We start from the raw sequence: 10229 nt of genomic DNA, 5'->3' as shown, positions 1-10229 counted from the left end.
TACCGCTGGTGTACCAGTTATTCCGCCAGGAGTAGACGCTGGGTAGCCAAGTACGGAGTGGATAACCGCTGAAAGCATCTAAGTGGGAAGCCCACCTCAAGATGAGTACTCTCACTACTACAAGTAGGTAAGGTCACAGGTAGATTACCTGTTGATAGGCGGTAGGTACAAGTGCAGTAATGCATGCAGCCGAGCCGTGCTAACAGACCGAGGGCTTGACCTCTAATAATTGGTGTAAGGCTTGTTGCTATGCAATCTTTAGGGCTTCTGTAAAGTCAAAATATTAGTAGACAAATGGGAGGCAAGTACTATGTCACTCAAACTTCTACCTGATTTGGAAGACCTGCTTGAAGGGCTTGGTGTTTCTGGTATTGCGACCATTCTTCTTCTGTCTGTTATCCTTCCAGGAGTATCAGAGGTTGTCAAGCCGATCGCCAAGGCAGCGATCAAAGGGGGCATGATCCTGTATGAAAAAAATAAGGGCGCGATCGCCAAAGTTGGCAAAGCATGGAAAGATATTGCCGCCGAGGCAAGAGCAGAACTAGTTGAGGAGCGAGGAAAGATACTTGAATCTGCGGCAGGTTCTTCCAAGATAGCACCCATCAGCGAAGCTTCAGCAGATGTTAGTAACTAGTTAAATATTTACTAACAATTACTTTACTATGATGAATGATTGGAATATCATAGTCAGCCTCCATGAGCGTGGCTGGTATCAAGCCTTTAAGGTGCTTCAAGAATTTGGGTCAATCAGCCGATCGGACTTTCGCAATGTCCTAGTGATGAAAGTCAGCCATATTGACAGATTCTTGGAAACTTTGCGGGAAGAAATAGCAAACGATCCCAATCGGTTTGATTTTCTGGCGCGGTTAGTACCTGTTACCTGTGCTTTCACCTTTCAGTCCCCTCAGGATTTTGAGTCAAGAGCACAGGAGGCAATCTTACAGTGGGTACCCCATCTAGCAGGTAAAAGTTTTCATGTGCGGATGCACCGTCGCGGGTTCAAAGGAAAGCTCTCTAGCCCAGATGAGGAGCGTTTTCTGGACAAGGTTCTTCTCGAAGCCTTGGAACGAGCTGGGACACCCGGACACATCACCTTTGAGAACCCAGATGCCATTGTGGTGGTGGAAACCTTAGGTCAACGGTGTGGACTGTCTTACTGGACTCGTGAGGACTTGCAACGCTATTCCTTTTTGAAGGTTGACTGAGGATTGCAATGAATGCCAAACAGAATTTACTCAATGGGATGGCGATCGCAACAGTTCTTCAAAGCAATCCTCAAGCTGAAACGATTGCGTTTCTGAATCGGTCTTTAAATTCGGTCTTTATCGTTATGTGTCCTTCCCCGATTGGGCGATCGCCTGCTGGGAGTATCACCTGCAACATATCCAGAAAATATTTCAGTTTGATGTAACTCTTATTGATTGTGGTTTACTTGCTAATGCATGCGTTCTGAAATTTCTTCAGACAGAATTGAGACATCGGTTGCAGAAAATTTTGTATAATATAGGTGGAATCGTGGTGAACCTCTTACATAGAGTGAAGTGGTAACGCTCCCCCTCAAGAGCAACACCAAACCAGGCTCTCAGGAAGATGCGACTATGAGAGGTTCGAGTGAAAAGCCGCGAGACCTGTTTATCCAAGATCAATCAGGAGGAGACCTTGGAGCTTCTAACCTCCACGAGTTGACGGGTTGAGTCGATGATGACACAGTCCGTCAATTCCCGTTGATTGGGGGCGGCTAAATAATTTTATTTGTTACTCTCCGTGTGTCTTTTACCAGCGATCGCACTTCCATCAAACAAGCTTTCATCGGAACCAGCGGCTTCAGCTATCCCCACTGGGGGAAAGAAATTTTCTATCCAAATCACCTGAAATCTAGGGACTATCTCAGCTATTACAGCCGCTGTTTCAACACGGTAGAACTGAACAACACCTTTTATCGTTTGCCAAAAGAGGATACTTTAAATCGATGGTGTGAGGAAACTCCCCCAGGCTTTGTTTTCGCAGTGAAGGGAAGCCGCTTCATCACCCATATTCGACGGCTCAAAGAGCCAGAGGCTAATATCAGAATATTTTTAGAGCGAATATCCATTCTCAAGCAGAAGTTAGGGCCTGTCCTCTTCCAGTTCCCACCTTCTTTAGCACTTTCGGTGGAACGCCTAGAAGATTTCCTGAGCTTTCTTCGTACCCAACCTATTATTCCAGACTTGAGAGTTGCGATCGAGATCCGGCATCCAAGTTGGATGATTTCGCAGGTCTTTAAGCTGCTGGAGGGGGCAAATATTGCCTTATGTCTGTCGGATTGGTCAACCCTTCCCGTGCAAGCACCCCTAACGGCTGACTTTGTCTACGTCAGACGACACGGATCTACTTCGCTGTACAGTTCTTGCTATTCTTCCGAGATGCTGTCAGCAGATGCTCAGAAAATTACAGCATGGCTGAGAGAGGGACGGGATGTTTATGTTTACTTTAATAATGATGCTTGTGGCTATGCTGTTGAAAATGCTCTGTACCTAAAGCGACAACTCTCGGATTGCTGAAAGTCTCTAAGCTGCCTTGTAAAGATGCGCGATCGCACCTTGCACAATACCTTTGCTCCAAGGTTTACCACAAGTTTGACAAATATACCATTTCTTTAAATGTTTGAGACAGATGATTCTCTATAGCCCCTCTTTGTATCCGTTGTAGCGACTGGCGTGGGTTGGGGGGATCTATATATGTTTCACAGTTAAAGGAAATTGGTATAAATTATCTCAAACCCTAAACATGAATTGGCTAGATTAGGAATTTTTTGCAGAGATAGAGACTCAACCCCTGCTTAAATGTTAAATTCCCAATCTCAAAGCTTAGCGTTGTCGAGAAAATCGACTATTGCTTGCCCAACTATCACCAAAAGGTCTTCTTTCTTCGCGGGGCTTAGCCTTGTTAACCCTCATATCGCGACCCATCCAAGTAGCACCATCAAGGGCTTCAATTGCAGCGTTTTCTTCTGCCTCTGTACCCATTTCTACAAAGGCAAAACCTCGTACACGACCTGTTTCCCGGTCTGTAGGCAAACTAATGCGCTTAACAGTTCCGTACTCTGCAAAGATCTCTCTGAGGTCATCTTGGGTGACAGCAAAGGATAGATTACCAACAAAAATAGACATAAAAAATCTCCAGAATCAAAGAACGTAGAGAGTTAGATTCGGAGAAAAGCCTGTAATTAGATAAAAACCAAACACACTGCAAGACCGAATGCAAACTTTACTTACATATAAATTATAACAATAATAAATGAAGAGTGCAGGCAAGGCAATAGCAAAGATGAAGCTGTATTAATTTCACCCATGAATCTTTTGTGGGGGGAACTATGAAAGACGCGATGCTTTTCTCATTGAGAATGTCGCCATCCGGTGGAGCGATCGCAGAACTTTTCGGTAAAGCTGAAATTACAAGTTTGTATGATGCCAGTAATAAAAATACCAATTTGACACCATTGCAAGGGCGATCGCTTTTATTCTCTCAAAACTTTTATCATCAGGCGATCGCCCCACAGACAACCTCTCTCAGTCCAATGCCTACCTTCGTTCTAAGAAGTGTTCTACAACCTTCTCGGCTTCAAAAAAATCGCGGCAGAAATTGCTAACAACGGCTGGGTCATAGGGCTTGCAAGAAAAAATCTCAAGATACACCGAGTTTTTTAACTCCGAAAAATGCGCGATCACCGAACTTGTTTCCACAAGTTGCACTACCGTATAACCAGTATTTACAGGACGATGCTGACCAAACCATTCTGCCCAAGTTTCGCCATGCAGTTTTATGTCTAGTACTTCGCTACATAATTTTTTGATGAAAGCAACTATTTCGTCAATTGAACGCACTTTGGTTGGATTACATTGATAAATGTCCAAAATGAGTTCCCAGCCAAAGATGTCATCGGTGTTAATTGCTGGGTGGGGTTTGTTTGGTTCAAGTTCAAGTAGTTCACTCATAGTATTCACCCCTTAACGGATTCCCTAATTTCAGATTATTAACACAATGTGAGGTTGTTGTGAAGTTTGAAAGATGAACGCAAAGGTGCAGAAAAAGTTTGAAGCTAGTCCTCCATAGCAATAAAATCAGATATCATCAGCCCATTAGCTATAAGCCTTTTTCTAACTGCTGTCTGCTGGCAACTATCTTGAAAACATTTCATAACTCAAATCTGATTTTCAAATAAAGTTTAAGTTAGACGAATTTCTAAGCTCGATTCCTCCGATGAGTTTAAAATAAAATTCAGAGAGGCTTGTTAATTTCTCCAAAAATCGAGTTGAGATAACCACTGGAGATTGAAACCGCTGTATTGCTGAATGTTGCCTAAATATTGAAGTAGCGGCGCAAAGGAGCTATTGTTAATGCCTATTGATACTAATAACAATAGTCGGATGAAACTGCCTGAGCCTAGACAGTTTGGTGGCAGCTTATTGATACTGTTTGTGCTGCTGATACTCCTGAACCTGTTTTTACTTCAGGGACCTCGGTATCCAACAACAGCCTATAGTGATTTTATTGGTGAGGTCGAAGCGGGTGAAGTTGAGCGTGTGGAAATCAGTCCTGACCGAATCCGATACATTCTGAAATCCGATCGAACTCCCAGCAAAATAGGCGCTCAGCCCGGTCAAGTGTTTGACACAATTCCTGTACCTACGGATTTAGAGTTGCCCAAACTGCTACGGGAGCATAATGTCAAATTTTTTGTCCGCCCTCCCAGTGGGCTGGGTTGGCTGTGGACTCTTCTAGGTTGGGTTGTCCCACCTCTAATCTTCTTTGGCATTTGGGGTTGGCTGCTGAGGCGTGGTCAAGGGGCTGGCCCTGCTGCTCTCACCATCGGCAAGACCAAGGCTCGCATTTACTCCGAAGGCAGTACGGGCGTGACGTTTGATGATGTTGCTGGGGTGGATGAAGCGAAGGCTGAACTGCAAGAGATTGTAGATTTCCTCAAAAATGCAGGCAAATACACTCGCTTGGGCGCGAAAATTCCCAAAGGAGTGTTGCTAGTGGGTCCCCCCGGTACGGGCAAAACTCTATTGGCGAGAGCGATCGCGGGTCAAGCTGGGGTTCCCTTCTTCAGTATCTCCGGTTCCGAGTTTATTGAATTATTCGTCGGTCTGGGGGCAGCTCGGGTGCGTGACCTGTTTGAGCAAGCAAAGCAACAAGCCCCTTGCATTGTGTTCATCGACGAATTAGATGCTCTCGGCAGGTCACGGGCAGGTGCTGGGTTTCCTCTCGGTGGCACTGAGGAGCGAGAACAAACCCTGAACCAACTGCTTTCAGAGATGGATGGCTTTGATCCCAATACGGGTGTAATTCTCCTGGCTGCCACAAACCGCCCTGAGATTCTCGATCCGGCGCTCCTACGTCCCGGTCGCTTTGACCGCCAGGTTGTCGTCGATCGCCCGGACAAGATTGGTCGGGAAGCCATTTTGAGGGTTCACTCGAAAGCAGTGAAACTGGCTGTTGACGTTGACTTGGCGAAATTGGCTGCTCAGACACCAGGGTTTGCGGGAGCCGATCTGGCTAATCTCGTGAATGAGGCAGCACTACTCGCTGCTCGGAAAAACCACGACACCGTGACGATGGCGGACTTCAATGAAGCGATCGAGCGAATTTTGACCGGGTTGGAGAAAAAATCTCGCGTTCTCAACGATCTGGAGAAAAAGACGGTCGCCTATCACGAAGTGGGTCATGCCATTATTGGGGCGATGATGCCTGGTGCGGGGACAGTTGAGAAGATTTCGGTTGTACCCCGTGGTGTGGGTGCGTTGGGCTACACGCTGCAATTGCCAGAGGAAGATCGCTTCTTGATCGTCGAAAACGAGCTGCGGGGTCGGCTGGTCTCCCTTTTAGGGGGACGTTCTGCCGAAGAATTAATCTTTGGTCAGGTTTCGACGGGAGCCGGTGATGATATTCAGAAAGCGACGGAGCTAGCCGATCGGTTCGTGACCCTCTACGGCATGAGTGATGAACTTGGGCCGATCGCCTTCGAGAAGACTCAACTGCAATTTCTAGAAGGTGCCACCAGCCCTCGCCGTCCGGTTAGTCCCAAGGTTGCTGAAGCAATCGATCGCGAAGTGAAAGAGATTGTGGATGGCGCTCACCACGTTGCCTTGACCATCTTAGACCACAATCGAGAACTGCTGGAAGAAACAGCTCAAGCCCTGCTGGATAAAGAAATCCTGGAAGGCGAAGAACTGAAAGCGAGACTGAATCGTGTTCAGCCCCCAGCAGGTATGGCTGAATGGTTGCGGACAGGTAAACTCCCCCCTGGGACACAGTTGATGCAAACAATGCTTAAAGGCAAACAATCTGATGCAAGCATGACACTTTGACACCAAAACAACGGTGTCTTCAAGCTAGTACTGTGAGGCTGATGAGAAAGCACCACCTGATTGGTCGGAGTTTTTTCCTCACAATATCTTCATATTTTCTTTCTATACTTAGGATAGAGCTATAGGAGGAGCAAATATGCCTATTACTCTTTGGAGACCCTTCCGGGATATTGAACGTTGGCAACCTTTCCAAGAAATCGAAAACTTGCAACGTCAGATGAACCGCCTGTTTGATCGTCTTATGCCTAGCGGCGATGGAGGTGGTGCCGGAATTACCTTTGTGCCTTCTGCCGAAATGGAAGAAACTGATGACGCAGTTCACCTCAGACTAGAAATTCCAGGACTGGAAGCCAAAGATCTGGATGTACAAGTTATGGAAGACTCTGTTGCCATCAGTGGCGAACGTAAGTCTCAAACCAAGGTAGAAGAAAAAGGCATAGTGCGTTCTGAATTCCACTACGGCAAATTTGAACGGGTGATTCCATTACCCACTCACGTTCAGACCGACAAAGTGCAAGCTGAGTACAAAAATGGTATCCTCACCCTGACTTTGCCTAAATCAGAAGAAGATAAGAGGAAAGTCGTTAAGGTCAAAGTGGCTTAATCTTCTTCCTTAAAAAGCAGAAAGAAAAAATCCGAAGTTCTGTCAAGATTAAACAGGTGAGCGACGAACTGGCAAACTCAGACGAAGGCGATCGCCAGTTCGTCGCTCTAGGCATTGACGGGATCGGACGGATAATCATAACTAGGTTGCAGTCAAAGATAGTACTTCCCTCACCCCCCTCTCCCAATTTGGAACAGGGGAGGGGGAGAGGGCACGAATCGCTATATCTGAACACAATTTGGTATCAGAATAATCGCCAACAGCGTCAAAATATTTAGCGCCTGCCCTTGGAGAAAATAGCTTTTCGTAATTCCTCTGCTCCCAGTAGGATCGGTGGGCAGGCTAGCAGTAGCAACCATTGCCAAACACTTAAGGGTGCAGTTGTAAAAATATTGCTCAGTGGTGGGTAGTAAATGAAGATAAGCAATGCTGCACATTCAACTCCCACACCAAGCCATAAAAGTTGATTATTCGTCCAAGACATTCTCAAAGCAGATACCCATTCAGAACGGCAGGCAAAGAGGTTGCCGACTTGACAAGCGACGATCGCCGCCAAAGTCATGGTAGTTGCCTGATGGTAAATTGCAGTTACCGTTGGCTCAGCGGTGTGAGACAAAATTGCTGGAGTAACTTGCTGGATATCTGCGATTGAGTAGCCATGACTCCACCAGACGATCAAGAATCCCAGCATCGATACGATCGCTTCAATCACCCCCAGAAATCCGTATGCCCGCACTAGCAAGGGAAGATTGAGCAGGAATTGATGTTTGGCACGGGGTGGACGCTCCATAATCCCGGTTTCTGGTAGTTCAGCACCCAGTGCCAACGCCGGCACCATGTCGGTTCCCAAATCCACTGCGAGAATTTGCAAAATTGTCAATGCAGGTGGAATTTTGAAAATGACCATAGCTAAAAATGGCACTATTTCGGGTACGTTAGATGCCAGAATGTAGGTCATAAACTTGCGGATATTCTGGTAAATTGTTCGTCCTTGCTCAACAGCACTGACAATAGTGGCAAAGTTATCATCGGTCAGCACAATATCAGCAGCTTCCCTGGCTACATCGGTGCCGTTCATACCCATAGCAATGCCAATGTTGGCTGCTCGCAGTGCCGGGGCATCATTCACACCATCTCCTGTCACAGCTACGACTTCGCCTGAATCTTTGTAGGCTTGCACCAGTCGCAGTTTGTGTTCGGGAGACATGCGGGCAAACACTAAGCCGGAGCGATATTTCAAAATTTGCCGCAGTTGAGCATCGGAAAGATGACCCATGCCTTCCCCAGTCACAACCCGGACTCGTTCTTCTGCTAGACCAATATTACGGGCGATCGCTTCGGCGGTTAGCCCATAATCTCCAGTCACCATCGTCACCTTGATCCCGGCCTGATGACAACAGGCGATCGCTTCCTTCACTTCTGGACGGGGTGGATCGAACATAGCGACTAAACCAATGAAAATCAGGTTTTGCTCCAATTCCTGCGCTCGTTGCTCTAACAACTCACTGCAACCCTTGCGAACCGCAACCCCCAGCACCCGAAATCCCTGTCGTGCTAGGTTATCATTAGCTGTGACTACCTCATCCCTGTCTGCCTGATTTAGCTCCTGAACTGTTCCCCCCCGCAGGATAGATTGGCAGTGTCGCAACACTTCCAATGGCGCTCCCTTAGTAAAAGCCAGATAGGGAAATTCATTGGCCCACAATTGTGAAGACTGCCAGTCCAGCACCACCGTCATCATCCGTCTACGAGAATCAAAGGGGACTTCTCGCAAGCGAGGAGATTGATGTTGCAGCTGTTCCAAGTTCAATTTTGCTTTGGCAGCCGCAACCAGCAAAGCCGCTTCTGTCGGATCGCCAATTTCTTGCCAACGGCTGGGTGCAGTCAGATGAATCAAACGAGCATTGGAACAAAGGGCAGCTCCTGCTAACAGTAGATGTACCTGCCAAGAAGCTGCAAAATCAGCAGGGATGTGAACTGTACCGTTTGTGGGGTCGTAGCCTGCACCTGTAGCTTCAATCAGCAAAGATCCAACAGACCTGTTGTTACCTATTTGAGGTTGTTCACTGCTACCTTGCTGTGGTGAGGAAACCCATAAATAACGTACTGTCATTTCATTTTTGGTCAAAGTTCCTGTCTTATCGGTGCAAATAACTGTGGTTGCACTCAGCGTTTCTACGGCAGAAAGCCGCCTGACCAAGGCATTACGACGTGCCATACGCTGTACTCCCATCGCCAATGCCAGTGTTACGGTCGGTAGCAGTCCTTCAGGCACATTGGCAACAATGATACCGATCGCAAAAATGAAACTCTCCTTAACTTCCATGCCAATCAGCAAATAGCTGAGCAGGAAAACTGTAATACCCATGAGTAAAGCGATCGCTGTGATTACCCTGACAATCCGGGCTACCTGCACTTCTAGGGTGCTGGGTTCTCGCTTCACGATTGTGGTCAGATGTGCCACTTGCCCAAACTCTGTCTGGGCACCAGTAGCATAGACTACGGCGACTCCCCGCCCCGATGCAACGCTAGAGCCTGCCGATACTAAATTAGCAATTTCCGTAGGGTTAACTCGCTCCTGCAAAGGCTGTTCCCCAGGATGCAGCAGGGTTTTGCCGTTGCGAATTGGTACGACTTGACGGGGACGCACGGGGTGGGGATTGCGAGCAACGGGCAAAGATTCCCCTGTCAGTACCGAGACATCCACATAAAGGTTCTCAGCAGAAACTAAGCGAGCATCAGCAGAGATGCGATCGCCTTCTTCCAGTTGCATGACATCACCCCGGACTAACTCTCGCGCTGGGATTTGTTTCAACTGTCCATCTCGGTATACTCGCACTTGGATTGGCAATACTTTTTTCAATGCTGCAAGTGCTCGTTCTGCCTGGTATTCTTGCCAAAAACTAAAGACAGCATTGATCCAGATCACAGCCCAGATTGCCCACCCCAGTTCCGGTGTGCGGGAAATAAATGCCAAAATCCCTGCGATCCATAGCAACAAGGCCATAAAGTGGGTGAGCTGATCCGTGAAGCGAAGCCACATTGGGCGCTGAATGGTTTCTGGTAGTTCATTTGCACCATAACGCTCAAACCTTTGTCTTGCCTCATATTCAGTCAAGCCGTTGTCAGTTGTTCCCAGTGACTCATAAACAGCTTCAATGGGCAATGTCCAGACTGGTTGATGAAATGACATCATACTCCCCAAATTTTGTGGTGTTTGTGTGTAAAAACTTGGTTAGAGTGCTTAGTAGGGATTGTAAATTGTTGAGTTAATT

The 10229-nt window shown here is 47.1% G+C and carries 11 protein-coding genes and 1 rRNA gene; 9 read left to right on the top strand and 3 right to left on the bottom strand.

What is annotated here, in order from left to right:
* From HXY43_RS23065 to HXY43_RS23045, 5 genes are all read left to right on the top strand, one after another.
* Window positions 1–223 (top strand): 23S ribosomal RNA (locus tag HXY43_RS23065); the annotation flags it as partial.
* Between the two features lie 87 nt (window positions 224–310).
* Window positions 311–634: a DUF5132 domain-containing protein gene (locus HXY43_RS23060; protein WP_290888328.1), complete on the top strand. Its 324-nt coding sequence runs from the start codon at window positions 311–313 to the stop codon at window positions 632–634.
* 28 nt (window positions 635–662) lie between these two features.
* Entirely contained in the window at window positions 663–1205 is a 543-nt protein-coding gene (locus HXY43_RS23055; RefSeq protein WP_290888325.1) for a THUMP domain-containing protein, read from the top strand.
* 8 nt (window positions 1206–1213) lie between these two features.
* Complete coding sequence (locus HXY43_RS23050) at window positions 1214–1411, top strand: hypothetical protein (RefSeq protein ID WP_290888322.1); 198 nt, start codon at window positions 1214–1216, stop codon at window positions 1409–1411.
* A gap of 355 nt (window positions 1412–1766) precedes the next feature.
* Window positions 1767–2540 carry a DUF72 domain-containing protein gene (locus HXY43_RS23045; RefSeq protein WP_290888320.1) on the top strand — a complete coding sequence of 258 codons (774 nt, stop codon included), beginning with the start codon at window positions 1767–1769 and terminating at the stop codon, window positions 2538–2540.
* A 306-nt stretch (window positions 2541–2846) separates the two neighbouring features.
* Here the strand turns inward: HXY43_RS23045 and HXY43_RS23040 are convergent, their stop codons facing one another.
* Window positions 2847–3149: an RNA-binding protein gene (locus HXY43_RS23040; protein WP_290888318.1), complete on the bottom strand. Its 303-nt coding sequence runs from the start codon at window positions 3147–3149 to the stop codon at window positions 2847–2849.
* A 203-nt stretch (window positions 3150–3352) separates the two neighbouring features.
* On the opposite strand from HXY43_RS23040, the gene HXY43_RS23035 reads away from it, so the two are divergent.
* Entirely contained in the window at window positions 3353–3628 is a 276-nt protein-coding gene (locus tag HXY43_RS23035; RefSeq protein ID WP_290888315.1) for a hypothetical protein, read from the top strand.
* Here the strand turns inward: HXY43_RS23035 and HXY43_RS23030 are convergent.
* Entirely contained in the window at window positions 3561–3974 is a 414-nt protein-coding gene (locus HXY43_RS23030; RefSeq protein WP_290888312.1) for an S-adenosylmethionine decarboxylase family protein, read from the bottom strand. The two genes, HXY43_RS23035 and HXY43_RS23030, sit on opposite strands and share 68 nt — an antisense overlap.
* A gap of 402 nt (window positions 3975–4376) precedes the next feature.
* Between HXY43_RS23030 and ftsH the strand changes: the two genes are divergently transcribed.
* The 3 genes from ftsH (at window position 4377) to HXY43_RS23015 (ending at window position 7232) form a co-directional block, all read left to right on the top strand.
* Window positions 4377–6350: an ATP-dependent zinc metalloprotease FtsH gene (gene ftsH, locus HXY43_RS23025; protein ID WP_290888309.1), complete on the top strand. Its 1974-nt coding sequence runs from the start codon at window positions 4377–4379 to the stop codon at window positions 6348–6350.
* A 136-nt stretch (window positions 6351–6486) separates the two neighbouring features.
* Entirely contained in the window at window positions 6487–6954 is a 468-nt protein-coding gene (locus HXY43_RS23020; protein ID WP_290888306.1) for an Hsp20/alpha crystallin family protein, read from the top strand.
* Between the two features lie 56 nt (window positions 6955–7010).
* On the top strand, window positions 7011–7232 hold the full coding sequence (locus tag HXY43_RS23015) for a hypothetical protein (protein ID WP_290888303.1): 222 nt from the start codon (window positions 7011–7013) through the stop codon (window positions 7230–7232).
* On the opposite strand, the gene HXY43_RS23010 is transcribed toward HXY43_RS23015, so the two are convergent.
* Window positions 7229–10150 carry a cation-transporting P-type ATPase gene (locus HXY43_RS23010; RefSeq protein WP_290888298.1) on the bottom strand — a complete coding sequence of 974 codons (2922 nt, stop codon included), beginning with the start codon at window positions 10148–10150 and terminating at the stop codon, window positions 7229–7231. The genes HXY43_RS23015 and HXY43_RS23010 overlap by 4 nt on opposite strands.
* Between the last annotated feature and the right edge of the window lie 79 nt (window positions 10151–10229).

Source organism: Fischerella sp. (assembly GCF_013388695.1).
Taxonomy (GTDB): Bacteria; Cyanobacteriota; Cyanobacteriia; order Cyanobacteriales; family Nostocaceae; genus PCC9605.
Note: the sequence above shows the minus strand (reverse complement) of the source record. Positions and strands in the feature narration are given on the sequence as shown.